Source organism: Stappia sp., assembly GCF_965276915.1.
Taxonomy (GTDB): domain Bacteria; phylum Pseudomonadota; class Alphaproteobacteria; order Rhizobiales; family Stappiaceae; genus Stappia.
Genome location: NZ_OZ255709.1, coordinates 3,642,909 through 3,667,949, shown reverse-complemented (window position 1 = coordinate 3,667,949; position 25,041 = coordinate 3,642,909). Strand labels below are relative to the sequence as shown.

Here is a 25,041-nt window from a genome sequence, read left to right as displayed (position 1 = left end):
TTTCCTCTCAGGCTTGCGCGAAAGCGTTGGCAAGCGCCACGAATTGCTCGATGGAAAGCTGCTCGGCCCGCTCGGTTGGCTCGATCCCGACACTGCGGAGACGATCCTCGGCATCGCCGGCGAGCGGCTTCAGGCTGGCGCGAAGCATCTTGCGGCGCTGGCCGAAGGCAGCGGCCGTGAGCTTTTCCAGAGCCTTGAGATCGCAGGCAAGGGGCGAGGCACGCGGCGTCAGGTGGACAATCGCCGAGGTCACCTTGGGCGGCGGCGTGAAGGCCTTGGCCCCGACCTCGAAGGCGAGCGTTGCATGGCAACGCCAGCCGGCAAGCACGCCCAGCCTGCCATAGGCCTTGCTGCCGGGCGGCGCGACGATCCGTTCGGCGACTTCCTTCTGGAACATCAGTGTCAGCGATTGCCAGACGGGCGGCCAGTTCTCGCCGGTGATCCAGTCGATCAGGAGCTGGGTGCCGACATTGTAGGGCAGGTTGGCGACGATCTTCAGCGGACCGCCAGCGGCGATCTCCGAAAGCGACAGGGCAAGGGCGTCGCCCCGGACGATCTCAAGCCGGCCGGGATAATGCGCGGCGATCTGCTCCAGCGCCGGCAGGCAGCGGGGGTCCTTTTCCACGGCAACCACCCGGCGCGCCCCGGCGACCAGCAGGGCCCGGGTCAGCCCGCCCGGCCCGGGGCCGACTTCCAGAACGGTGGTGCCGGACAGATCGCCTGCGGTACGGGCGACTTTCAGCGTCAGGTTCAGATCGAGCAGGAAGTTCTGACCAAGCGATTTGCGGGCCTGCAGGTCATGGTCGCGAATGACGTCGCGCAATGGCGGCAGCGTGTCGATCTGGCTCATCACACGAGGTCTGGATCGGCCAGCACGGCGGCAAGGCGAATGGCGGCGGAGAGGCTGTCGGGACGGGCGGTGCCCTTCGCGGCGATGGCAAGGGCGGTGCCATGGTCGGGCGAGGTGCGCACGAAGGGCAAGCCGAGCGTGGCGTTGACCGCATCGTGGAAGGCGAGCGTCTTGGCCGGGATCAACGCCTGATCATGATACATGGCGAGCGCGCAGTCATAGTCCCTGCGGGCCTCGGCATGGAACATCGTGTCGGCGGGCAGGGGGCCGATCGCATCGATCCCGCCCGCGCGCAGTTCGGCCACCGCCGGCATGATCACCTCTTCATCCTCGCGGCCGATCGCGCCGCCTTCCCCCGCATGCGGGTTCAGCCCGGCGATGGCCAGGCGCGGGTTCTCGATGCGGAAACGGCGCACCAGGTCGCGGTGCACGATGCGCGCGGTGCGCACGATCAGTTCGCTCGTCAGCGTTGCAGGGACCTGCGACAGGGGGATGTGAATGGTCACCGGCACCACCAGCAGGTCCGGGCCGGCGAGCAGCATCACCGGCTCGTGCTCGTCGCTTCCGGCGCGCCGCGCCAGTTCGCCGAGAAACTCGGTGTGCCCGGGATGGGCGAAGCCGGCGTCGTAGAGCGACTTCTTGTTGATCGGATTGGTAACGACCCCGGCCGCGGCTCCGCTCATCGTATCGCCGACGGCGCGCTCGATCGACGCGATCACCGCGTCCGCATTCGCCGGATCGGCGGTTCCCGGCGTGTCCGTGACGGATCTCCCGAGCGGCACGACGGGGAGGTAGTCCGCGAAAGCCTCCAGCGCCTCTCCCGGCGTCAGCTCGGCGAGCGGAACGGCGAGGCCCAGCCGCCCGGCACGCGCGGCGAGGAAGGCCGGATCCGCGAGCACATAGAAGGGCGGCAATTCGCGCGCGACGCGGTCGCTCCAGGCGGCAAGCAGGGTGTCGGGCCCGATGCCGCCCGGCTCGCCCATGGTCACCGCCAGAGGAAGAAGGCTGGTGCGCATCCGGATCGTCTAGCGGTAGTCGATGATGGCGCGGCGGCGAAGCTCGCGCAGGTAGCGCCGGCTGAGCTGCTGCCCCTCCTTGTCGCGCAACTCGTCCTCGACCTCCATGCGCGCGGCGACGTTGCTGGCGATCTCCCGCTTGTCGCAGAGCGCGAACATCTCATAGCCGTTCGACGTGGTCTGCGGGGCCGTGACCTTGCCGACCGCGATCTTGTCGAGCTCCTTCTTCAACTCACCCGGGATCTCGGTTTCCAGCCGGGTCTTGATCGGCAGCACGACCACCTCGCGGTACTGGCGGGCCAGCGTTTCGGCCTCGTTGCAGGAGGTGAACTGGGCCCGGTACTTGTCGGCCTCGCGACGGCGCTGCGCCTTGGTGCCGGCCGAGGACTTCGCCGGCACGACGACGACGATGCCCTGGACCCGGTATTCCATGCTCTTGTTCGTGTCCTCGTCTTCCTTTTTCTGAAGGGCGGCGATGACATCGGACTCGGCGATGCGCACTTCCTGCTGGAAGCGGGCCCGCAGGATCTGCGTCCAGGCAATCTCGCTCTCCAGGCGCGAGCGCAGCGTCTCGGGGTTGATGCCCGACTGGCGGAGCACCTGGGTGAGACGGCTGGGCGTCAGCTTGACCCGGCCGGCGAGCGTGGCATAGGCCTCGTCGACCTCGGCCTTGGAGACATTCATGCCGGCGCGGGTGGCTTCCTGCATCTTCAGCGTGTCGTTGACGAGCTCTTCCATCGCCTGACGGGTCGCGCCGGAGCCACCGCGACCGGTGGTCAGGCGCAGCAGGCCCGCGCGCTGCTTGATATCGTAGGTGGTGATGGGCTTGTTGTTGACGATCACCTTGATGGCGGTCTGCGCCATCACGGGAGTGCCCGCAACACTCGCTGCGAACAGCATCGCCAGGGTGGCGAGCATCCAGCGCTTTCCAGTCATTCCGTTCCCCCTGTCGTCGCGTGTCGCGGACCGTATGCGCGCTCCGGGGTTGCTGGCCGCCGGCTCTTGCGTCTCTGTCATCGGTTCGCGCGCGGGCCGGCGAGCGTGTGCATGCGCTCCCGGCATCCCGGTTTCATCCGCCGCAATTTCTGCTTTCGCACCAGAAAACGGCCAAATTCCGTCGGGCCTAGTTGTTGCCGTTGGTCGAGAACTGCGTATCGCCGAGCGTGCGCAGGCCGAAGCGGAAGAAGAACAACCGGTCCGTGGTCTGCCCGTTATTGCGGCTGCGGTCCTCGGCATAGGCGAGCGAGACCGAGAAGCCTTCGTCGTCGTAGCCGATGCCGAAACTGTCGCGCACCATGTTCTTGCGCTGCAGGTCGTAGCGCACCGAGCCGAACAGGCGCCAGTTCTCCTGCAAACGCAGGCTGGCGGAGCCGATCACTTCCTCGCGCGGCGTGCCGATCCCGAGATTGGGCTGGGCCGACAGATAGGCATAGGCGAGGTTTCCGGTCAGCGGCCCGTAGATGCCCGTCGCCTCGATCTGGCCGCGGCGGATGGAGAAATTCTTATGGTCGAAGCGCGCCTGGGCCCCGACGCGCAGGCCCTGGCGGCTGTCGAAATAGAGGCTGCCGACATAGTCGCTGTAATTGGTGGCAAGGCCCGAACTGCTGGTCGCGTCGAGAATGTCGGCGGTCTTGAACGAGTTGGTGCCGCCCATGTGGAACGACCGGCCGAACAGCGCGCTGACATTGAAGCCTTCATCGAACTGCAGGCTGTATTTCAGGCCGATATTGGCGCGCGTGCCACCTTCGCTGCGGTCGAAGCCGGAGAACTTGTCGTATTCGAAGAGGGTGGTGGAATCGAAGACGATGCTTTGCGCGTCCTCGTTCGGCAACTCGCCGATGCGCCCCTCGTTGGGGCGGACGATGACCTGGGCGACAGGCTCGATGATCTGGTTGCCGCCCTCGAACGTGCCGATGAACGGGAAGCGATAATCGATGCCGACCGCCGGCATGATCCGGCCGACAAAGGACTCATCGGTCAGCGCGGCGACGTTCTTGTCCTGCGACGACAGGAAGTAGAGGTCACCCTTCACATAGGCGAAAGGCGTGAACACCTGGCCGAGCGGATCTATCACCGTGGAGCGCCAGTCGGCACGCAGGCTGGTTCGGGTAAACGTACCCTCGACACCGCGGAACCGGGTGGTCGCGCCGACCTGGATCGCGTCGGTCTGGTCGCGCGTCAGGCTTGTCAGGTTGCCGGTGAAGGACAGTTCGCCGCCGGCGATCGGGTCCTCGAAGATGTAATTGTAGTCGAGAACCGGATGGACGAAGGGCTGCTTGTCCTGCAGGCGGCTGCCGACCGGACTGAAGCCGGCGGCGTTGAAGCCGGCGGCGGCCGTGTAGTCCTCCTGGGAGATGCGGAAAGCATAGCTCCTCAGGTCGAAGCGGTTCCGTTCGCTCTGACCGGTCAGGTAGATCTGCGACACGTCGGCCGCATTGCCGAAGCGGGTAAACTTGTAGTCGTCCAGGAACGACCGGTCGGTGCGCCAGGACGCGTCCCAACCCCATTTCCAGCGTTCGTTGATGTCGAACTCGCCCTTGGAGGCGACCACACCGCGGAACCGGCGGTTGCCGCTCGACGTTGTGTATTCGCCCGGCTGGGCCTGGATGAGGCCGCCGACATGGATCGAATAGGAGCCGTCGATGAGCTTCTGGCGCCACTCGGCCTGGCTGAGCACGCCTTGCTTGGTCAGCGGCGTTGCCGACAGCAAGAGGTCGTATGTTTCGCCCAGTGCCAGGTAATAGGGCACCCGCACGCCAACGCCCACACGGTCGCCGAAGACGGCCGAGGGAATCAGGAAGCCGGACTTCCGCTTGACGCTGGGATCCGGCATCGAGAGATAGGGCAGATAGACGAGCGAGCGTCCGAAGAACTCGAGAGAGGCCTTCTCGAACTCGATCGTCCGTTCCTGCTGGTTGTGCACGATGGTCTGGGCACGAATGCGCCAGAGTGGCGGTTTTTCTGGCGGGTTCCGGGGCTTCGTATAGACCGTGTAGAGGCCGTTTTCGAAGGTCGTGCGGTTGCCGTCCTCGCGTTTGGCGCTCTCGGCGAGGAAACGCGTGCGCTCGGGCGTGTCGAGTTGCAGGGCGGTGGCGAAACCGTCGCGCAGGTCCTCGGAAAGATCCATGGAACCGGCGCGCAGCACATTGCCGTCCGGCTCCGTCAGCCGAACATTGCCATTGGCGCGCAGCCGTCCGTTGCGCCGGTCGAAATCGACGCGGTCGGCCTCCACCGTGTTGCCGCCGTAATAGATCTGCACATTGCCAACGGCGGAGATCACGTCCCGGTCGAAATCGTATCGCAGCTCGTTGGCCTCAAGCAGCAGCGGATCGGCGGGATCGACCTGGCTGGCGAGCGTGTTGACGAGGTCTGCCTGCGCCGCAGCGGGAACTGCCTGGAAGGGCAGGGTGACGAGGGCTGCAAGAAGCGTTCCGGACAGGACAGTGCCGGCAAGCATCGCGGCGCGCATGCCAGCGCGCGTGCGAACACGACCGCGCGCGGCGCCCCTTGCGGACATGCGGCGCGGCAATTCGGCAATGCTTGCAGGAACGGCCAAGCTCATCAGCCGTCCTCCAGGTGAAGGAGGATCGTGATCCCCATCAAGACTCCAAACACTCCAGGTGCCCACGCGGCAAGGACCGGAGGCACGATTCCCGCGCCGCCGAGGTCCTTGCCCAACTCCGACAGAACGTAAAGCACGAACCCGGCAAGGATTCCACCCAGAATCAGGCGGCCGACACCCCCCATCCGCGAAACCCTCAGGGAAACGCAGGCGGCAATCAGCACCATTGCGGCCAAAAGCGCGGGCCGGGCCAGAAGTGTCTGATATTGAAGTGAATAACGATATGCCGGTAAACCCGCGCGCTGTGACAATTCGATCACACGCGGGAGGTCCCAGAATCCGATGGATTCGGGGGCCGCGATGCTCTCGCGCACCTCTGTCGGCGTCAGGTAGGTGGACACCGAATAGGACGTGAACGCGCGAGGATCGCCGCTCGTCGAATAGACGGTCCCACTGGAAAGGCGCCAGGACTGGTCGGCGAGGACGGCCTCGCGCGCCTCGATGCGCTCGACGAAGGACCCCTTCCTGTCGAAGGTGAAGACGGTGACACCGAGCAACCGCTCGCCATTGTCCAGGATCTGCTTGGCATGGAGAACCGATTCGCCGTCGATGCCGTCCTGGCGCAACCAGATGTCGCCGGTGGTCTGCAGCAGGAAGTTCTGTTCGCGGCCAAACAGGCCCGAGGCGATCTCGTCCGACTGGGTGCGAAGCACCACCGCGAGCGGGTTGTAGACCAGCACGGCGGCGATGCCGACGAAAATGCCGACAGCCAATGCGGGGGCCGTGAACTGCCAGACGGAGACGCCGGCGGCGCGCGCCACCACCAGCTCCAGTTTGCGGCTGAGCCCGAGAAAGGCCGCGATGGCGCCGAACAGGACCGCGAAGGGGAGCACCTGCTCCATCAGCTGGGGCACCCTGAGCAACGATATGAGGCCGATGCGGGCAAGGCTCGCGCCTTCCTGGTCGCTGGCCCGACGCAGCAATTCCAGCGCGTCGAAGATGAAGATCAGGACGGCGGCGAGCAGGAACAGGCCGCCGATCGAGACGAGAAAGCGCAAGGCCAGATAGACGGCAAGGGTGCGACCGGAGCGGGCGGCGGTGAGCATCTCAGGCAGCTCCGCCCGGCTGGCGTCCCTGCAGTCGCGACACGAGGTGCTCGACCTGCTCGGCCAGCCGTTCTCCGGTCGCGGCAAGGGCGCTCATCCAGCGTGGCCTGCGGGGAACGGCGATCGCCCAGGCGGCGACCGCAATGGCGGCAAGGGGAACCAGATAGAGAGCGAAGCGCGCCGCAGGCAGGCCGGGAACGAGCGTCAGCACGCCGAAGCCGGCGGTGCGCAGCAGTATTGCCAGGACCAGGGCCACAAGAATCGCGACGTGCCGGTTCTGCCGCGTCGTCTTCGGTTCGCCGGCAAACAGATAGACGATCAGGGCAAAGGCGAGCGGATAGAGCGGTTGGCTCAGTCGGTCGTGCAGTTCCGCCACGAGGCGGCTGCGGTTGTCGGCCGCGTAGGCGTCGCCGTCGTCCGGGGCGATGAGGTCGAGAGTGGAGCGCTCGCTCGACTTGTAGGTGGACACCGTGCCGGTCGGCACCATGCTCGACAGGTCGAAGGCGTAGGACTGGAAGCGGACGATGGAGATGCTGCCATTGGCCCTGGTGCGCCGCTGGATCGTGCCATCCTGCATCACCAGCAGGGTGCGGCCGGCCGCCTCGACGATCTGTCCCCGCGCGGCCTCGTAGGTGAAGACGGTGTCCTCGGCGCGCTCGTCATGCATCAGCAGGCCGTCGAGCTGGCCTTCGCCGCCCCGGTTGCGGATGTGGAAGGTGAGACCGTCCTCGATGCCGATGAAGCGGCCCGGGCGGACGATGTTGGCGACGAGGTCGACGCGTACCTGGGTGATCTCGTCGCGCAAAGCGGCAAGCCCGGCCGGCGCCAGCACCAGCGACAGCGTGGCGCAAAGAAGACTGACCGCGGCGGCAAAGCACAGGACCGGACGCAGGAGCACCGAGCGCGAGGCGCCCGAGGCGTTGATGACGATGAGCTCGCTGTCGTTGGACAGGGTGTTGAGCACGACGATCAGTGCGATCAGCAGCGCGAAGGGGGCGATTGCCAGCACCAGGAACGGCATCGCCAGCATGGTCATGCCGATGAACTGGACAATGGTCTGTCCCTTGGCCGTCACCAGGTCGAGCTGGCGCAGCGCCTGCGTTGCCCACACGACACCGGCCAGTGCTGCCAGCGTCACCAGAAAGACGGCAGTCAGGCGCCGGAAGACGTAACGCTCGAAGGTGGTCATCAGGTCCGTGTCGTGCTGTGCCGCTATTGGCCCATGGCCCGGTTGAATGAATCGGCAAGCGAGGCCTGCGCCGGCGCATCGGCGGCTTGCGTTGCCACTGTGCCCGATTAGGCGCGAGTTTAGGTAAATACTCCGAGAAGAAAAAGGGTTAAGCGAAAATTAACAGGGCTCCGTCCTTGGCCTCCGGCTTGCCGAGGGACGAAACTGGTACCATTGTAGAGAAGGAACGCGCTGGCCGGGCCGCAACGAAGGTCCGCTGCCGGCCGCACTGCGCGGTCTCCGCCGCGATCCGGCCGCACCTTTCCGGCCGGGCCTGCCGCGGATCCGGGCCCGTTACGCTCAATTTCCCTCAGACAAGAGGTTTCAACCTTGCTCCCCAAGATCTCCTTCGCAAAGCTGGCCGCCCCTGAAAAGGGCGTGGCCGTTGTCTTCGTCGACGATGCCCTGGCGCTCGGCAGGACCGCCGGCGCGATCGGCGACGGCGTCGAGGCCCTCGTCAAGCGCGCGGCGGACGCGGCCGGTTTTTCCGGCAAGTCGAAGTCCGTGCTTGACCTGCTGGCACCGGCCGGTACCGGTCTCGACCGGCTCGTGGTCATCGGCCTTGGCAAGGCGGGTACGGTCTCCGGGCTTGGCGAGAACGACTGGGCCGCACTCGGCGGCGTCGCCATGGGTGCCCTCGGACAGGCGAAGGCGGCCGAGATGGTGCTGGAGACCGCTGAAGGCGAGGTCGCGCCGGCCATGGTCGCGGCCTTCGCGATGGGCGTGAAGCTGCGCGCCTATACGTTCGATCGCTACAAGACCCGCAAGGACGACGAGGACAAGCCGAAGACGGCCGCCAAGGTTACGCTGGCAACCGGCGACACCAAGTCGGCGAAGAAGGCCTGGGCGGATGCCGATGCCGTCAGCGACGGCACGCTGCTGGCCCGCGACCTGGTCAACGAGCCTGCCAACGTGCTGACGACGCTGGAGTTCGCCAAACGCGCCAGCGAGCTTTCCGGGCTCGGCGTCGAGATCGAGGTGCTTGACGAAAAGGCGATGAAGAAGCTCAAGATGGACGCGCTGCTCGGCGTGGCCCAGGGCTCGGACAGCCCGCCGCGCATGGTCATCATGCGCTGGAACGGGGGCAAGAAGGATGCCGCGCCTGTGGCCTTCGTGGGCAAGGGCGTCGTCTTCGACACGGGCGGCATCTCGATCAAGCCGGCAGCCTCGATGGAAGACATGAAGGGCGACATGGGCGGTGCGGCAGCCGTCACCGGCCTGATGCACGCGCTGGCGGCCCGCAAGGCCAAGGTCAACGCCATCGGCGTCATCGGCCTTGTGGAGAACATGCCGGACGGCAAGGCTCAGCGCCCCGGCGACATCGTCACGGCGATGTCGGGAGCGACCATCGAGATCATCAACACCGACGCGGAGGGCCGTCTCGTGCTGGCCGATGCGCTCTGGTACACGCAGGACCGGTTCAAACCCGCCTTCATGATCAACCTGGCGACGCTGACCGGCGCGGTGCTGATCGCGCTCGGCAGCCAGCATGCAGGCATCTTTTCCAACAATGACGAACTGGCCGGGCGCCTTGCCGATGCGGGCCTGGCCACCGAGGAGCGGGTCTGGCGGCTGCCGCTGTCGGGGGAATACGACAAGCTGATCGACACGCCCAATGCGGACATGAAGAACACCGGCGGACGGCTTGCCGGGTCGATCACGGCGGCGCAGTTCCTGCAGCGCTTCGTCAACGACGTGCCGTGGGTGCATATCGACGTCGCCGGCACCGCGATGAGCAGCCCTAAGACGGATATCAGCAAGACCTGGGCATCGGGCTATGGCGTGCGGCTGCTCGACCGGCTGGTGCGCGAGCACTACGAAGGCTGACCGGCAATGCGGGAAGGGGCCTTGAGCGCCTTTCCGCTCCCGCCGGACAACAAAAAACCCGCCGGAAAGGCGGGTTGCTCTGTCTGCAAGTATCCTGCCGAAGGTGCCTGCCGAAATCAGGCGCCTTGCAGGATCAGCAGGTCTTGTAGGCCACGCAGCTGCCGGTCGGCTCCACAACCACCGTTCCCATTGCCGTCGTGACGCCGGCAAGGCCAAGCACCAGACCGAAAAACAACACAATCCGCAAAGCCATCGAATGTCTCCCGTTGCCCCGGCGTCTCGACTTTTCTACCGTTTGCCACTGTCCCGGATGCTAGCCTGCCGTGTGTGTCACGGATGTGATCGTGACCACAGTCGAGGCGATCGTCGCGGGTTGCGGAAAACGGCAGCGATGCCGGGTCCAGCCCGGTCGTCAATCTGCCGGTCCGAAGTTGGGAAACCGTTAATCGTGAATCCTTTGCAAATCAAAGCCGCTGTCGGCCGCTGCGTCACTTCTCGCGGCACCTGTTGCACACCTGCCGCAGGGTGGGGGAGTGGAAGGTGCCGCGACAGGGAAAAAACGCGTTCTCCGGCAAGGGGATTGGGGCGATGACGGAGGTCCTTTTCTACCACCTGATGATCAAGCCGCTCGAGGAAGTGCTGCCGGGCCTGCTGGAGAAAAGTCTCGCGCGGGGCTGGCGCTGCGTCGTGCAGTCGGGCTCCCGGGAGCGGTGCGAGGCGATTGATTCGCTCCTGTGGACGTATCGCGACGATGCGTTCCTGCCGCATGGCACGGTGGCCGACGGCCATGCCGAGGCGCAACCCGTCTACCTGACGGACGGACCGGAGAATCCGAACGCGGCGAGCGTGCGGTTTCTCGTCGACCGCGCCACGCCGCCCGACCTGTCGTCCTATGAACGCGGGGTGTTCCTGTTCGACGGCCACGATCCTGAAGCGCTCGCCGATGCGCGGGCGCACTGGAAGACGATGAAGGCGGCAGGACACGAACTCACCTACTGGCAGCAGGCCGATAGCGGCCGCTGGGAGAAGAAGGCATGAGTGCAGCGCCTTGGGACGACGATTTCATCCGGCGCCGGGATGCGGCGCGCGAACGGCTCGATACGTTGTTCGGTGCCAAGGGCGGCAATCGCGAAGACCGTTCGACCTGGTTCGATGCGGTCTATGACACGGCCGAAGGAGATCCTGCAGCCGTGCCCTGGGCGGACCTGGCGCCCAAACAGGAACTGATCGACTGGCTGGCGGACAAAGCGGCTGCCGGCGAAAGCGCTCTCGATATCGGCTGCGGGCTCGGCGACAATGCCGAGGCGCTGGCGGCGGCCGGCTACCGGACGACCGCATTCGACCTGTCGGCAACAGCGATCCAATGGGCGCGGGCGCGTTTCCCGCAAAGTCCGATCGGCTATCGGGCCGCCAACCTGTTCGATCCACCGCCCGAGTGGATAGGCGCCTTCGACCTCGTGCACGAGTGCTACACGCTGCAGGCCCTGCACGGGGAGTTGCGGGAGAATGGGTTCGCCGCGATCGCCCGTTTCGTCGCACCCGGGGGGCGGCTTCTTGTCATCAGCCGATCCGCGGAGGAGGGCACGGAGAGTTCCGGGCCGCCCTGGCCGTTGGTCCCGTCGGAGCTTGCCCGGTTCGCGGCGCTGGGCCTGACCTGTGAGGAGACATTCGCCTACGAAGTTCGCAGGGGAGAGCGGGTGATCCCGCATATCCGCGCGGTCTGGCGACGGGGGAACGGATATCCGGGGCAGGGCGTTTGACGGTGGATGCGATTGTGACGCCAGCGTCGTGGCTGCCGCGTGCCTGGAGCGCCGAATCAGGCTAAGCAGGAGCGGATACTAGGGATTTTTGCCGATGCTTTTCTCCTCCAGGTCTATGCGCGCGAGCGATACGTGCGCCAATCGTGACCTGGAGTGGCTTGCGGGGTAGGGTTGTCGGCATGGGGAAGCGCAGGACTTTGCCCGATCACAGCGGACCGGCGATCCGGCCGCTCGTTACACGCGGCCAGATCTGGTCGATCTCCGTGGTGACGGGTGTCTTCCTCGCCGTTGCGATGATCCTGTTGCTGATCGTTTCCCATGTCGTCCTGTCGATGCGCGGGACGGCCAATGCTATCGACGACGAGCGCGCGACGGCCGCCGCCGCCGCCGCTGTCGCGGCCCTCGAACGGCGCCTCTCCCTGACAGTCCGTGACAATGCGTTGTGGGACGAGGCCTATGACGCCGTCACCTCCGACAAGGCGCAGGCCTGGATCCTCGACAACTGGGGGATCGCGGACTACCCGCTTTACGACGGCGTGATCGTCGTGGGCAGCGGCGGGACGGTGGTGTCGGCCTATCTGGAGGGAGAACCTTTCGATCCGCTGCTTGCCTCGGGAGCACCGCTCATGTTGCTGGCCGGGATGGCCCGCGAGGGCGACGAGGCGCCGGTGTCCGGCCTTGCCAGGACCGGCGAGGGCATCGCCGCGGCGGCGGCGATGCCGATCCGCCGCTTCGACATGGACGCGGCTGCTAGTCGTGACAATCCTATCCTTATCCTGCTGAAGGTGATGGACGAGGCGATCACCGAAACCATTGCCAAGGATTACCAGATTGCCGGCCTGACGCTGCAGTCCGACCCGTTTGCCGGCCGGCTCAACCTGGCGCTGAAGGATGTTTCGGGAGCTCGGCTCGGCCATCTTTCCTGGCCGAGCCGGCAACCGGGAGACCGGGCGTTCGAGCGCCTTCAGCCAATGCTTGTCGTCGCCGGCGCGATCCTGGTCGTGTTCCTGCTGATGGTCCTGGCCGCCGGCGTGCTGGAGTCGCTGAGACTGCGCCGCATCGCCGCCATCGCGGAATACGAGGCCAAGCGCGATCCGCTGAGCGGAATGCTGAACCGCAGCGGCTTCATGGAAGCGCTGGAGGGGCTGGCACCGAACACCACGCCCGGGCGTCCGCTGACCCTGCACATGCTCGATCTCGACGGCTTCAAGCAGGTGAACGACACCTGGGGGCACGCTGTGGGCGATATCCTGATCGCCGCCGTCTCCGTCCGGATCGCGGGGTTTCAGGAGCACTTCGCGGCCATTGGCAGGCTGGGGGGCGACGAGTTCGCGCTGGCGCAGACCGGCCCGCTTCCTGCCGCCGGGCTTGCCGAACGCGTCCTCCAGGCCTTTTCCGTCCCGTTTGCCATTGGCGAACACCGGGTTGCGATCGGCGCCAGCATCGGCCACGCCACCACCACGGAGCCGCTGAACCCGGCCGAGCTGATGCGGCGGGCGGACATGGCCATGTACGGGGCCAAGGATGCGGGCAAGCACAGGGCACTTGAGTACCGGACCGAGATGGAACGTCGTACAGGGTCGCGTTCCGCGCCGGAATGACGGCAGCCTCCTGCAGGGCTGTCGACGCCCGGTCTTAGCGCAGGCGGGCGAGCATCTCCGCGAGTTCGCCCAGATGCGCAACCTGGTGGAAGCGGTCATGGTCGACGGGCTCGTCCGCGTGTTCGAGCGCCCAGGTGAGCTCGTAGGGCACGTGAACCGCATGGCTGCCCGCCTGCAGCGCCGGCAGGATGTCGGACTTCAGCGAGTTGCCGACCATCATCGCCCGCGCCGCGCCGTCGCCATGGCGCGCGAACAGGGTCTGATAGGTCTCGCTCGTCTTCTCGTGCACGATCTCGACCGCGTGAAAATGCTCGCCAAGGCCCGATGCCGCGATCTTGCGCTCCTGGTCGAACAGGTCGCCCTTGGTGATCAGCACGAGCCGGAAGTCGCCCGCCAGCGCCGCGAGCGTCTCTTCCACATGGGGAAGCGGTTCGACCGGATGGGAGAGCATGTCGCGGCCCGCCTCGAGGATCTCGCCGATCACGGAGGCCGGCAGGGTGCCGTCGGTCACCTCGATGGCGGTCTCGATCATGGAGAGGGTGAAGCCCTTGATGCCGTAGCCGTAGTGCGCGAGGTTGCGCCGTTCGGCGGCCAGCAGGCGCTCCTCCAGGCTTTCCCACTCGCTGTAACCGGCGAGAAGCTCGGCGAAACGGTCCTGGGTCAGCTTGAAGAAGCGCTCATTGTGCCAAAGCGTGTCGTCGGCGTCGAAGCCGATCGTCGTCAGTCGCGAAGGTGCCATTGCCGGCTCCCGTTGCTGGCGTCAGGTGCCTTCCAGCTCGGCAGACAGCTCGAGCCAGTGTTCTTCCGTGCGGACCAGCTTCTTTTCCAGATGGGCCCGCTCCTTGGCGAACTTGGTCGCCCGTTCGGCATCCTTGAGAAAGAAGTCCGGGTCGGCGAGGGCGGCATCGAGCCTGCCGATCTTGTCCTGCAGACGGGCGATTTCCTTTTCGGCCGCCTGGACCTCCTTGCGCAGCGGCGCAAGCCGGGCCCGGCGTTCCGCCGTCCCGCGTCGCCGTTCCTGCTCGCCGGGTGCCGTCTCGCCTGGGGCCGGGGCCTCGACCTTGGCGGCAGGCGCGCCCTTCTTGCCGTTGCGCTCGCCCTTGTCGCGCTTCAGCACCAGACGGCGGTAGTCTTCCATGTCGCCGTCGAAGGACTGCACGCCGCCGTCCGCGACGAGCCACAGCCGGTCGGCGCAGGCCTCGACCAGATGTCGGTCGTGGCTGATCAGGATGACGGCGCCGTCGAACGCGTTGACCGCCTGGATCAGGGCCTCACGGCTTTCGATGTCGAGATGGTTGGTCGGCTCGTCGAGGATCAGAAGGTGCGGCCCCTCGAATGTCGCCAGACCCAGCAGCAGGCGCGCCTTCTCGCCGCCCGACAGATCCTTGGCGGGCGTGTCCATGCGGCTTGTGGGCAGGCCGAAGCGCGCGACGCGGGCGCGCACCTTGGCTTCCGGGGTGCTCGGCATCAGCCGGCGTACATGGGCAACGGGGCTTTCGGCCGGCATCAACTCATCGAGCTGGTGCTGGGCGAAGAACGCGACCTTCAGCTTCGAGGCCTTGGTGGTCTCGCCCGACTTTTTCTCCAGCCGTCCGGCGACAAGCTTGGCGAAGGTCGACTTGCCGTTGCCGTTGGAACCGAGCAGGGCGATGCGGTCATCATTGTCGATGTTGAGCGACAGGCGCGAGAGGATCGTCGTGTTGCCATAGCCGACGGAGACGTTCTCCATGCGCACGATCGGCGGCGCCAGCCGGCCGTCCGGGTCGGGAAAGGAGATCGGCAGCGCGTCGGCTCCCACCACGGCGGCGATCGGCTCCATCTTCTCCAGCATCTTCAGCCGCGACTGGGCCTGGCGTGCCTTGGAGGCCTTGGCGCGGAAGCGGTCGACGAAGGCCTGCATGTGCTTGCGCTGGGCCTCCTGCTTCTCGCGGCTCTTTTCCTGCAGCATCAGCGCTTCCCGGCGCTGCCGGTCGAAGCTGTCGAAGCCGCCGCGGTAGAAGGTCAGCTTCAACTGGTCGAGATGGACGATCGAATCGACGGCCTTGTTGAGCAGGTCGCGGTCGTGGCTGATCAGCAGCACCTGGTGCGGATAGCGCGCGATATAGCTTTCCAGCCACAGCGTGCCTTCCAGGTCGAGATAGTTGGTCGGCTCGTCGAGCAGCAGCAGGTCGGGCTCGGAAAAGAGCACGGCGGCGAGCGCGACGCGCATGCGCCAGCCGCCGGAAAAGGCGGAGCACGGTCGGGTCTGCGCCTCCGCGTCGAATCCGAGGCCCGCGAGAATGCGCGCGGCGCGCGCCTCCGCCGTGTGCGCGTCGATATCGGCGAGCCGCGTGTGGATCTCGGCGATGCGCAGCGGATCGGTGGCGGTTTCGGCTTCCGCAAGCAGCAGGGCGCGCTCCGTGTCGGCGGCGAGTACCACCTCCAGCAGCGTTTCTTCGGTTCCTGGCGCCTCCTGGGCGACCTGGCCGATGCGCAAACCCTTGGGCATGCGGATCTCGCCGCTTTCGGGGGCGCTGTCGCCGGTGATCAGGCGAAACAGGGTGGATTTGCCCGCGCCGTTGCGGCCGACAAAGCCGGTCTTGGCGCCGGTCGGCAGCATGACGCTCGCGCGCTCCAGCAGCGTGCGTCCGGCAATGCGGTAGGTGAGGTCTGTGATCTGCAACATGGGCGGATCAATGGCGGGAAACGACTGTTCGCGCAAGGGGTGGCGGACGCGTTGCCGCGCCTTGGTGACCCAATTGCAACGCTGCCCCCGCACAGCCTAGGATGCAGGTCCTGCCCATTGCAATCGAGAGGGGAAAAGCATGTGTGTTCCGGGTTGTCAGGAAGTCGTGGCGCGCCGTCTGAGCCGGCGCGGCCTGTTCAAGGGCGTCGCGGGGGCGGCGGCCGGTGCGGCCGTCTTCTCCGCCTTTCCCCCGCCGCGCGCCGCACAGGCGGCGAACGTGTCGTTCACGCGGGCCGTCGATCTCACTCATGCGCTGGGGGAGGATTTTCCGACCTTCTTCGGCAAGCCGCAATTGCAGATGGAGCGCACCGCCGAGTTCTCCAAGGACGGCTTCAACATGTACACGTGGCACCTGGCGGAGCACACCGGCACGCATCTTGACGCGCCGCTGCATTTTTCCGCCGACGGGGCATCCGCCGACGAGCTTTCCATGGAGCAGCTGGTCGTGCCGCTTGCCGTGGTCAATGTCCGGGAGAAGGCCGCGGCCGATGCGGACTACCAGCTTTCGGTGGAGGACCTGAAGGCTTACGAGGCGGCCCATGGCGACCTGCCGTCCGGGGGATGCGTTGCCATGAATTCCGGCTGGGGCGCTTACGTGGCCGATGACAAGTACCGCAACGCGGATGCGGACGGGGCGATGCATTTCCCCGGCTTTTCCAAGGAAGCCTGCCTCTACATGATGGAAAAAGGCGTGGTCGGAATGGCCTCCGACACGCTGTCGCTCGACCACGGCGCGTCGAAGACCTTCGACACGCACTACACGTGGCTGCCGTCCGGGCGCTGGGGACTGGAATGCGTCGCCGGGCTCGACGAGGTGCCGGCCAAGGGGGCGACGCTGGTGGTCGGCGCGCCGAAGATCAAGGGCGCGACCGGCGGCCCGAGCCGGGTGCTGGCGCTGGTATAGGCGGCCGCACAAGCAAAAACCCCCGGCCAAGGGCCGGGGGTTCGTGCGGGGCGCGGGAGGCCCCGGAGATCGCGTTGCCGAAAGGCGCGGATCAGACCGAGTAGTACATGTCGTACTCGACCGGATGCGGCGTCATCTCGTAACGCATGTTCTCTTCCATCTTCAGCTCGATATAGGCGTCGATCTGGTCGTCATCCATGACGCCGCCGGCCTTCAGGAAGTCGCGGTCGGCGTCGAGGGCTTCCAGGGCTTCGCGCAGCGAGGCGGCGACGGTCGGGATTTCCTTCAGCTCCTCCGGCGGCAGGTCGTAGAGGTTCTTGTCCATCGCGTCGCCGGGATGGATCTTGTTCTTGATGCCGTCGAGGCCCGCCATCAGCAACGTGGCAAAGCACAGATACGGGTTTGCCGAGGGATCCGGGAAGCGGACTTCGACGCGCTTGCCCTTCGGCGAGGACGTGAAGGGGATGCGGCAGGAGGCCGAACGGTTGCGCGACGAGTAGGCGAGCAGGACCGGAGCCTCGTAGCCCGGGACCAGACGCTTGTAGGAGTTGGTCGACGGGTTGGTGAAGGCGTTCAGCGCCTTGGCGTGCTTCAGGATGCCGCCGATGTAGTAGAGGCAGTTCTCGGAGAGATCCGCGTACTGGTTGCCGGCGAAGACGGGCTTGCTGTCCTTCCAGATGGACAGGTGAACGTGCATGCCGGTGCCGTTGTCGCCGAAGACCGGCTTCGGCATGAAGGTGGCCGTCTTGCCGTAGGCATGGGCAACCTGATGCACCACGTACTTGTAGATCTGCATCTTGTCGGCGTTGCGGGTCAGCGTGTCGAACTTGATGCCGAGTTCGTGCTGGGCAGCTGCCACCTCGTGGTGATGCTTCTCGACGGTGACGCCCATCTCGGTCAGGACGGTCAGCATCTCCGAGCGGATGTCCTGGCAGCTGTCGATCGGCGGGACCGGGAAGTAGCCGCCCTTTGTGCGCGGACGGTGGCCGAGATTGCCCGTCTCGTATTCCGAGCCCATGTTCGACGGCAGTTCCATGCTGTCGATGCGGAACCCGGTGTTGTACGGGTCCGCGGAGAAGCGGACGTCGTCGAAGATGAAGAATTCGGCTTCCGGACCGACGAAGACGGTGTCGCCGATGCCGAGCGAGCTCATGTAAGCCTCGGCCTTCTTGGCGGTCGTGCGCGGATCGCGGTTGTAAGCTTCACCGGAGATCGGGTCGATGATGTCGCAGACGATGGCGATGGTCGACTGGGCAAAGAACGGATCGACATGGACCGACTCGGGATCGAGAATCAGCGTCATGTCGGACTCGTTGATCGCCTTCCAGCCGGCGATGGACGATCCGTCGAAGGCGACGCCTTCGGCGAACATGTCCTCGTCGACGAGGCCGGCATCCATCGTGACATGCTGCAGCTTGCCGCGCGGATCGGTGAACCGCAGATCGACAAACTTGATGTCCTTGTCCTTGATTTCCTTCAGAATATCGCTGGCGGTCGTCATTTATAGCTTCCCTGTTTTCCTTGGGTGTCAGTGCGTTCGTTCACGAGAGACGGGGTGGCCCTGCCTGGACGGCGTCCGTCCGGCCCGTTTGTCGTGGACGGGTCAGATTGCGTCGGTGCCGGTCTCGCCGGTACGAATGCGGACCGCTTCCTCGACGGTGGACACGAAGATCTTGCCATCGCCGATGCGGCCGGTCTGGGCGGCGTTGCGGATCGCCTCGACGGCCTTGTCGACCAGATCGTCGGTAAGCACGATCTCGACCTTCACCTTGGGGAGAAAGTCGACGACGTATTCCGCGCCGCGATACAGTTCGGTGTGGCCCTTCTGGCGGCCGAATCCCTTGGCCTCCGTCACGGTGATGCCCTGGAGACCGACCTCCTGGAGCGCCTCCTTGACCTCATCCAGCTTGAACGGCTTGATAATTGCCTCGATTTTCTTCATCGCCTCCGCCACTTCGCGTCGTTTCTGTTTCGAAATGCCGACCGTTCCGGGCCTGTGCCAACTCCTCAGTAGCACGCGGCGTGCCAACTTCGCCTGCCGAAAAAAGAGCCTGTAATTCGGGCAATTTACCCGGAATTTTCGGGTCGGGCGAATGGGCAGTCGGCTTATGCTGATTAAACACTATGCATTCTGAACAAGAAATAGGCAGGAATCGCTTTGTTGATCCGGAGCGGCCGGCGGAAGCGCAATGGGCCGCGAAGCGCGGAGCCTGTCCGACCTCGCAAAGATGCCGTCTTGCACATCGTTCCGGTTCGGGAAACTCTTCAAGGAGATAACAGGAAGACGGACATGAGCCGCGCTTGTCCTGGAAGGCGGCGGTTCGCGCCGCAGAACAATGGGGAGACTGGCATGAGGATCGAGGCGCTCGATCACCTGGTGCTCACGGTTGCCGACCTCGACCGGACGGTCGGCTTCTATTGCGGAGTGCTTGGCATGGAGGAGGTGATCTTTGGCGGTGGCCGGCGCGCGCTGCGTTTCGGCGCGCAGAAGATCAACCTGCATCAGGCCGGCGCCGAATTCTCGCCGGCGGCGCGCAAGCCCGTGCCGGGATCCGGCGATCTCTGTTTCCTGGTGGCCTCGCTTGACGATGCGATACAGCGGCTGAAAGAGGCGCATGTCGCGATCGAGGAGGGGCCGGTGTCGCGTACCGGTGCGATGTCGCCCTTGCGCTCGGTCTATGTCCGTGATCCCGACGGCAATCTCGTTGAACTGTCGGAGCCCCAGGCCGTCGTGCTGGCCGGCGGGGCCGAGGGGTGAACGAGCTTCTGTCGCCGGAGCGGATGGCGGAGGCGGACGCGCTCGCCGTCGCGGGCGGCACGCCGGGCATCGAGCTGATGCGCCGTGCCGGCCTCGCTGTTGCCGACGCCTGCACCCGGATGGTTCCCTTGGCGGCACGGGTGCTGGTTCTCGCCGGGCCGGGCAACAATGGCGGCGACGGTTTCGTTGCCGCGACGGTCCTGCGCCGGCGCGGCTACCGGGTCGAGGTGCTCCTTCTGGGCGCCCGCGAGCGGATCACGGGCGATGCCGCGCTGGCGCTTGAGGAGATGGAGGCAGCCGGCATTGCCTGCACTCCGCTGACCGCCGGAGGTGTCGCGGCGTCGCTGGCGACCGCCGGCATTGTCGTCGATGCGCTGTTCGGCGCGGGGCTCGCCCGTCCGTTGTCAGGAGTTGCCGCCGAAGCCGTCGGCCTCGTCAACCTTGCCGAGCGGCCGGTGCTCAGCGTCGACCTGCCGTCGGGCGTTGAAGGGGCGGGCGGAACGGTTCTTGGAACCGCCGTCGCGGCGGACAGGACAGTGACGTTCTTCCGGGGCAAGCCCGGTCACTACCTGTTCCCCGGGCGCCAGCTTCGGGGCCGGCTGGAGATCGCCGATATCGGCATTCCCGATGAGGTCCTGCAAAGCGTCCATACCGGCGATCCGGAAAGGACCTGGCGCAACGATCCGGCGCTGTGGAGCGCGGCGCTGCGCGCGCCAAATGCGGGCGGGCACAAATACGCGCGCGGCCATGCGGTCGTCGTCTCGGGGTCGGCCTTGTCCACGGGTGCCGCGCGGCTGGCGGCGGGTGCCGCCCTTCGTTCAGGCGCGGGGCTCGTCACGGTGGCGACGCCGCCGTCGGCGGCGCTGGTCAATGCCATGCACCTGACGGCGGTGATGGTGCGCAAGTTCCAGGGGAAGGACGGGCTGGGAGACCTGCTCGCCGACCGGCGGCTCAACGCGGTTGCCATCGGGCCGGGGGCGGGTGCGGGGGCCGGCACGCGCGAACTGGCGCTGGTCGCACTTGCCTCCGGCTTGCGCGCCGTGGTTCTCGATGCCGACGCGCTGACCGCGTTCGAAGATGCATCCGGGCAACTGGCGCAGGCGATAGCGGCACGGTCCGGCAAACGGGCGCGCGACGTGGTGCTGACGCCGCATGAGGGCGAGTTCGCGCGCCTGTTCGGCGATGCGGACTGGGCCGGCGTGCCATCGAAACTGACACGGGCGCGGGCCGCCGCGCGCCTGGCCGGCGGCGTCGTCGTTCTCAAGGGGGCCGATACGGTGGTGGCGGCGCCCGACGGGCGGGCGGTTGTCAACGACAATGCGCCGGCGTGGCTGGCAACGGCCGGCTCGGGCGACGTCCTGTGCGGGATCGTCACCGGCCTGCTGGCGCAGGGCGTCCCGGCCTTCGAGGCGGCCGTGGCGGGGGTCTGGCTGCACGGTCGGTCCGGCGTTCTCGCCGGTCCGGCACTGACGGCGGAAGATCTTGAGCCGGCGTTGCGCCTGGCGCTTGGCGAACACTTCGCCGGATAGCCGGCCCGGGGCGCGGGGCGCCTGGCGGAAGCGTCCGGAAACCGGTGGCTCGCCGGGTGGCGGCGGGCGGTGGACGGCGTCCGGATTTTCCTTTGACCGCGCCAAGCGGGGTGTTATAGAGGCCGCGCCTCGACTTTGGGCGCCTATGCACGTCGCGGGCGTGGTGGAACTGGTAGACACGCCAGATTTAGGTTCTGGTGGCGAACGCCGTGGGGGTTCAAGTCCCTCCGCCCGCACCACGTCAGGCCCGAAGCGATGAGCACCGGATTTTAGCGAACCCGGCCAAGCACTCCCGAGCCGGGGACCACAATCACACGAGCTGTCGGAAAGACGTTCTCGATCAAGGGCGAAGCACACGACCATGCAGGTAACCGAAACGCTGGCCGAGGGGCTGAAACGCGAACTGAAAGTCGTCATTCCGGCGTCTGAGCTTGCTAGCCGCCTCGACACCTATCTTGAAGACCTCAAGGACAAGGTGAAAATCAAGGGATTCCGGCCGGGCAAGGTGCCGATGGCGCACATGAAGCGCATGTACGGCCGCCAGGCGACCGCCGAGATTCTCAACGAGATGCTCAACGAGACCACCCGCAAGGCGGTCGAGGAGCGCAACGAGAAGCCCGCTCTGCAGCCGGAGATCGACCTGCCGGAGGGCAACGCCGAGGCCATTCTCGAAGGCTCCGCCGACATTGCCTTCACGCTGAGCTACGACATTCTGCCGGAGTTCGAGATCATCGACTTCAAGACTGTCGAGATCGAGCGCCCGGTCGTCGAGATCGACGATGCCGAGGTCGATGAGCAGATCACGCAGATCGCTGCCAACAACAAGCCGTTCACCACCAAGGACGGCGCGGCGGAAGACGGCGACCGGGTGCAGATGAGCTATCTGGGCAAGCTCGACGGAGAGCCCTTCGAGGGCGGCGCCGACGAGAACGGTCAGCTGGTGATCGGCTCCAAGCAGTTCATTCCCGGCTTCGAGGAGCAGCTCGTCGGCCTGACGGCCGGTGACGAGAAGGTCATCGAAGTCAGCTTCCCCGAGGACTATCCGGCCAAGCACCTGGCCGGAAAGGGCGTGACCTTCGACATCGTTGTCAAGGAAGTGCAGGCTCCGGGCGAGGTCGCGGTCGACGACGACTTCGCCAAGGGGCTGGGCCTTGAGGGCCTCGACAAGCTGAAGGAGATCATCCGCGGCCAGATCGAGAGCCAGTTCGGCGCGATGACCCGCCAGAAGGTGAAGCGCCAGCTTCTCGACAAGCTCGACGAGGTCTATCAGTTCGACCTGCCCGAGCGTCTGGTCCAGTCCGAGTTCGACGGCGTGTGGCGCCAGGTCGAGCAGGACATGGAGCGCTCCGGCAAGTCCTTCGAGGACGAGGAGACGACCGAGGACGAGGCGCGCGCCGAGTATCGCAAGATCGCCGAGCGCCGCGTGCGTCTGGGCCTCGTCCTTTCCGAGGTCGGAGAGAAGAACGAGGTCAAGGTGACCGACGAAGAGGTGCAGCGCGCCCTCTACGAGAAGGTTCGCCAGTTCCCGGGCCAGGAAAAGGAAGTGTTCGAGTTCTACCGGAGCAATCCGACGGCACTCGCCAGCCTGCAGGCGCCGATCTACGAGGAGAAGGTCGTCGACTACATCCTCGAGCTTGCCAAGGTCACCGACAAGACGGTCACCAAGGACGAGCTGATGGCGGAAGACGAGGGCGACGAGACCGCTGCCTGATCCTTCGCCGGCCAGTGAAACGAGAAACGGCCCCGGCACCATGCCGGGGCCGTTTCTTATCTCGGATCCCGCGGGTTTTAACCCTTGCCCGCGGCTGGCCAGTACCTACCTTTCGGATTACGGCGACATCCCTTATGTATGGGTGTCGCTTTTTTCGACTCAAGACCGATACAGAGACCGCTCCTTTCCGATCGTGCCTTGGCACCGTGTCCGAGAGGTCGAGCCTTCAAGACGAAGGCAGGGGGCGTTCCTCCAAAGCATGGACGAGGCATGAAGGATCCAGTCGATTTCGCCGTGAACTCACTCGTTCCGATGGTCGTCGAACAGACGAACCGGGGCGAGCGCGCGTTCGATATCTATTCGCGGCTCCTCAAGGAGCGCATCATTTTCCTCACGGGCCCGATCGAGGATCACCTGGCGACGCTGATTTGCGCCCAGCTTCTGTATCTCGAGGCGGAGAACCCGACCAAGGAGATCGCGATCTACATCAACTCGCCCGGCGGGCTGGTGACGTCGGGCCTCGCGATCTACGACACGATGCAGTTCATCCGGCCGGAAGTGTCGACGCTGTGCATCGGCCAGGCCGCCTCGATGGGGTCGCTGCTTCTGGCGGCCGGCGCCAAGGGCAGCCGCTTCTCGCTGCCCAATTCGCGCGTTATGGTGCACCAGCCTTCCGGCGGTTTCCGCGGGCAGGCGGCGGACATCATGCTGCACGCCCAGGAGATCCTGAAGCTGAAGAAGCGGCTGAACGAGATCTACGTCAAGCACACCGGGCAGACACTCGACCAGGTCGAGGCAGCGCTTGAGCGCGACAACTTCATGACGGCGGAGACAGCCAAGTCCTTCGGCATCATCGACGAGGTCATCTCCGACCGCTCGAGCCTTGCCGGCGGCGAGAGCAAGCCGAAGTGATGTAACGGACTACGGGAAGGCCGCGAATCGATGGATGTTGCGGCTTCCCACCGCCGGGCAAAACCGGCGCCATGGGTTCGCCTTAAACGTATATTGATTTTTGAGGTGGAAGCATGATGACAATTGCGGGACGAGTGCGGGCGCGTCGTAGGTCCGGTTCCGGGAAAGAGATGGACGTTTGAACGTTCATCTCGCCAAGACACAGCGGAAGACCGGTAGTCTTCCGAACCACGCGGGGTTTACCTGATGACTAAAGCCAGCGGCGGCGACTCGAAAAACACGCTCTACTGCTCTTTCTGTGGAAAGAGCCAGCACGAAGTGCGCAAGTTGATCGCCGGCCCCACCGTTTTCATCTGCGACGAATGCGTCGAGCTGTGCATGGATATCATTCGCGAGGAGAACAAGTCCTCGCTGGTGAAGTCGCGCGACGGCATTCCGACGCCGCAGGAGATTCGTGCCGTTCTCGACGACTACGTGATCGGACAGGGTCCGGCGAAGAAGGTTCTCTCGGTCGCGGTGCACAACCACTACAAGCGGCTCAATCACGCGTCGAAGAACAACGACGTCGAGCTGGCGAAGTCGAACATCCTGCTCGTCGGCCCGACCGGCTGCGGCAAGACGCTGCTCGCCCAGACGCTGGCGCGGATTCTCGACGTGCCGTTCACCATGGCCGACGCGACGACCCTGACCGAGGCCGGTTATGTCGGCGAGGATGTCGAGAACATCATCCTGAAACTGCTCCAGTCGGCCGACTACAATGTCGAGCGGGCGCAGCGCGGCATCGTCTATATCGATGAGGTCGACAAGATCAGCCGCAAGGCCGACAACCCGTCGATCACGCGCGACGTGTCGGGCGAGGGCGTCCAGCAGGCGCTTCTGAAGATCATGGAAGGCACGGTCGCCAGCGTGCCGCCGCAGGGCGGTCGTAAGCATCCGCAGCAGGAGTTCCTGCAGGTGGACACGACCAACATCCTGTTCATTTGCGGCGGCGCCTTTGCCGGCCTGGAGAAGATCATCTCCGACCGCAGCCGGAAGACGTCGATCGGTTTCAAGGCCAATGTCGAGGCACCGGAAGACCGGCGAACCGGCGAGCTGTTCAGCGAGCTGGAGCCCGAGGATCTGCTGAAGTTCGGCCTGATCCCGGAATTCGTCGGCCGTCTGCCGGTGATCGCGACGCTCGGCGACCTCGACGAGGAAGCCCTGGTCGAGATCCTCACCGAGCCGAAGAACGCGCTGGTCAAGCAGTACCAGCGGCTGTTCGAGATGGAGAATGTCGAGCTCACCTATCACGAGGAAGCGCTCAAGGCGGTGGCCCGCAAGGCGATCGAGCGCAAGACCGGCGCGCGCGGACTGCGCTCCATCCTCGAGGCGATCCTGCTCGACACGATGTACGAGCTCCCCGGGCTCAAGGGCGTCAAGGAAGTCGTGATCTCGGCCGAGGTCGTGACCGGCGAGGCCCGCCCGCTCTACATCTACGAGGACCGGGCGGAGAATTCTGCAACGACGGCCTGATCCGCTGTCTTTGCGCGTGTAACGAGGGGCCCCGGACCGC

At 65.7% G+C, this 25,041-nt stretch carries 20 protein-coding genes and 1 tRNA gene; 11 read left to right on the top strand and 10 right to left on the bottom strand.

Translation table 11 applies throughout. The annotated features are described in order from the left end of the window. Positions 1–7 precede the first annotated feature (7 nt). The 6 genes from rsmA to lptF all read right to left on the bottom strand — a co-directional run bounded on the left by rsmA (position 8) and on the right by lptF (position 7,723). A complete protein-coding gene (rsmA, locus tag ACQY46_RS16910) occupies positions 8–850 on the bottom strand; it encodes a 16S rRNA (adenine(1518)-N(6)/adenine(1519)-N(6))-dimethyltransferase RsmA (RefSeq protein ID WP_428697175.1) in 843 nt (280 codons plus the stop codon). Then, entirely contained in the window at positions 850–1,866 is a 1,017-nt protein-coding gene (gene pdxA / locus ACQY46_RS16905) for a 4-hydroxythreonine-4-phosphate dehydrogenase PdxA (RefSeq protein WP_428697174.1), read from the bottom strand. The genes rsmA and pdxA overlap by 1 nt, the downstream gene beginning before the upstream one ends. Before the next feature lie 9 nt (positions 1,867–1,875). Next, positions 1,876–2,802 (bottom strand): SurA N-terminal domain-containing protein, encoded by a 927-nt coding sequence (locus tag ACQY46_RS16900; protein ID WP_428697173.1) that lies wholly within the window; start codon positions 2,800–2,802, stop codon positions 1,876–1,878. A 187-nt stretch (positions 2,803–2,989) separates the two neighbouring features. After that, entirely contained in the window at positions 2,990–5,428 is a 2,439-nt protein-coding gene (locus tag ACQY46_RS16895) for an LPS-assembly protein LptD (RefSeq protein WP_428697172.1), read from the bottom strand. Beyond that, positions 5,428–6,534: an LPS export ABC transporter permease LptG gene (gene lptG, locus ACQY46_RS16890; RefSeq protein WP_428697171.1), complete on the bottom strand. Its 1,107-nt coding sequence runs from the start codon at positions 6,532–6,534 to the stop codon at positions 5,428–5,430. Before lptG ends, ACQY46_RS16895 begins: the two co-directional genes overlap by 1 nt. 1 nt (position 6,535) lies before the next feature. After that, entirely contained in the window at positions 6,536–7,723 is a 1,188-nt protein-coding gene (lptF, locus tag ACQY46_RS16885) for an LPS export ABC transporter permease LptF (RefSeq protein WP_428697170.1), read from the bottom strand. A gap of 369 nt (positions 7,724–8,092) precedes the next feature. On the opposite strand from lptF, the gene ACQY46_RS16880 reads away from it, so the two are divergent. The 4 genes from ACQY46_RS16880 (at position 8,093) to ACQY46_RS16865 (ending at position 12,950) form a co-directional block, all read left to right on the top strand. Beyond that, positions 8,093–9,589, top strand: coding sequence for a leucyl aminopeptidase (locus tag ACQY46_RS16880; RefSeq protein WP_428697169.1), 1,497 nt, complete (start codon positions 8,093–8,095; stop codon positions 9,587–9,589). A 588-nt stretch (positions 9,590–10,177) separates the two neighbouring features. Next, the gene (locus tag ACQY46_RS16875; RefSeq protein WP_428697168.1) at positions 10,178–10,627 is read left to right on the top strand and encodes a DNA polymerase III subunit chi; all 450 of its coding nucleotides are present in this window, start codon (positions 10,178–10,180) and stop codon (positions 10,625–10,627) included. Continuing rightward, positions 10,624–11,349, top strand: a complete 726-nt coding sequence (locus tag ACQY46_RS16870; RefSeq protein ID WP_428697167.1) for a class I SAM-dependent methyltransferase — start codon at positions 10,624–10,626, stop codon at positions 11,347–11,349. The genes ACQY46_RS16875 and ACQY46_RS16870 overlap by 4 nt, the downstream gene beginning before the upstream one ends. A gap of 179 nt (positions 11,350–11,528) precedes the next feature. Further along, on the top strand, positions 11,529–12,950 hold the full coding sequence (locus ACQY46_RS16865) for a diguanylate cyclase domain-containing protein (RefSeq protein WP_428697166.1): 1,422 nt from the start codon (positions 11,529–11,531) through the stop codon (positions 12,948–12,950). A 34-nt stretch (positions 12,951–12,984) separates the two neighbouring features. Here ACQY46_RS16865 and ACQY46_RS16860 read toward each other — a convergent pair whose 3' ends face one another. Then, positions 12,985–13,689: an HAD family hydrolase gene (locus ACQY46_RS16860; protein ID WP_428697165.1), complete on the bottom strand. Its 705-nt coding sequence runs from the start codon at positions 13,687–13,689 to the stop codon at positions 12,985–12,987. Between the two features lie 21 nt (positions 13,690–13,710). Then, the gene (locus ACQY46_RS16855; RefSeq protein ID WP_428697164.1) at positions 13,711–15,615 is read right to left on the bottom strand and encodes an ABC-F family ATP-binding cassette domain-containing protein; all 1,905 of its coding nucleotides are present in this window, start codon (positions 15,613–15,615) and stop codon (positions 13,711–13,713) included. A 139-nt stretch (positions 15,616–15,754) separates the two neighbouring features. Here ACQY46_RS16855 and ACQY46_RS16850 point away from each other — a divergent pair, with 139 nt between their 5' ends. Further along, positions 15,755–16,579: a cyclase family protein gene (locus ACQY46_RS16850; RefSeq protein ID WP_428697163.1), complete on the top strand. Its 825-nt coding sequence runs from the start codon at positions 15,755–15,757 to the stop codon at positions 16,577–16,579. Positions 16,580–16,670: 91 nt separating this feature from the next. On the opposite strand, the gene glnA is transcribed toward ACQY46_RS16850, so the two are convergent. Both glnA and ACQY46_RS16840 read right to left on the bottom strand, forming a co-directional pair. Beyond that, complete coding sequence (gene glnA / locus ACQY46_RS16845) at positions 16,671–18,080, bottom strand: type I glutamate--ammonia ligase (RefSeq protein WP_428697162.1); 1,410 nt, start codon at positions 18,078–18,080, stop codon at positions 16,671–16,673. Between the two features lie 102 nt (positions 18,081–18,182). Continuing rightward, complete coding sequence (locus tag ACQY46_RS16840) at positions 18,183–18,521, bottom strand: P-II family nitrogen regulator (protein WP_186389296.1); 339 nt, start codon at positions 18,519–18,521, stop codon at positions 18,183–18,185. 408 nt (positions 18,522–18,929) lie between these two features. Between ACQY46_RS16840 and ACQY46_RS16835 the strand changes: the two genes are divergently transcribed. The 6 genes from ACQY46_RS16835 to clpX all read left to right on the top strand — a co-directional run bounded on the left by ACQY46_RS16835 (position 18,930) and on the right by clpX (position 25,001). Continuing rightward, entirely contained in the window at positions 18,930–19,337 is a 408-nt protein-coding gene (locus tag ACQY46_RS16835; RefSeq protein ID WP_428697161.1) for a VOC family protein, read from the top strand. After that, entirely contained in the window at positions 19,334–20,866 is a 1,533-nt protein-coding gene (locus tag ACQY46_RS16830) for an NAD(P)H-hydrate dehydratase (protein WP_428697160.1), read from the top strand. The genes ACQY46_RS16835 and ACQY46_RS16830 overlap by 4 nt, the downstream gene beginning before the upstream one ends. Positions 20,867–21,020: 154 nt before the next feature. Further along, positions 21,021–21,105 (top strand) — tRNA-Leu (locus ACQY46_RS16825). A gap of 122 nt (positions 21,106–21,227) precedes the next feature. Continuing rightward, entirely contained in the window at positions 21,228–22,577 is a 1,350-nt protein-coding gene (tig, locus tag ACQY46_RS16820; protein ID WP_428697159.1) for a trigger factor, read from the top strand. A gap of 270 nt (positions 22,578–22,847) precedes the next feature. Next, on the top strand, positions 22,848–23,489 hold the full coding sequence (gene clpP / locus ACQY46_RS16815; protein ID WP_306030139.1) for an ATP-dependent Clp endopeptidase proteolytic subunit ClpP: 642 nt from the start codon (positions 22,848–22,850) through the stop codon (positions 23,487–23,489). A 246-nt stretch (positions 23,490–23,735) separates the two neighbouring features. Further along, positions 23,736–25,001: an ATP-dependent Clp protease ATP-binding subunit ClpX gene (gene clpX / locus ACQY46_RS16810; RefSeq protein WP_306030140.1), complete on the top strand. Its 1,266-nt coding sequence runs from the start codon at positions 23,736–23,738 to the stop codon at positions 24,999–25,001. The last annotated feature ends 40 nt before the right edge of the window (positions 25,002–25,041 follow it).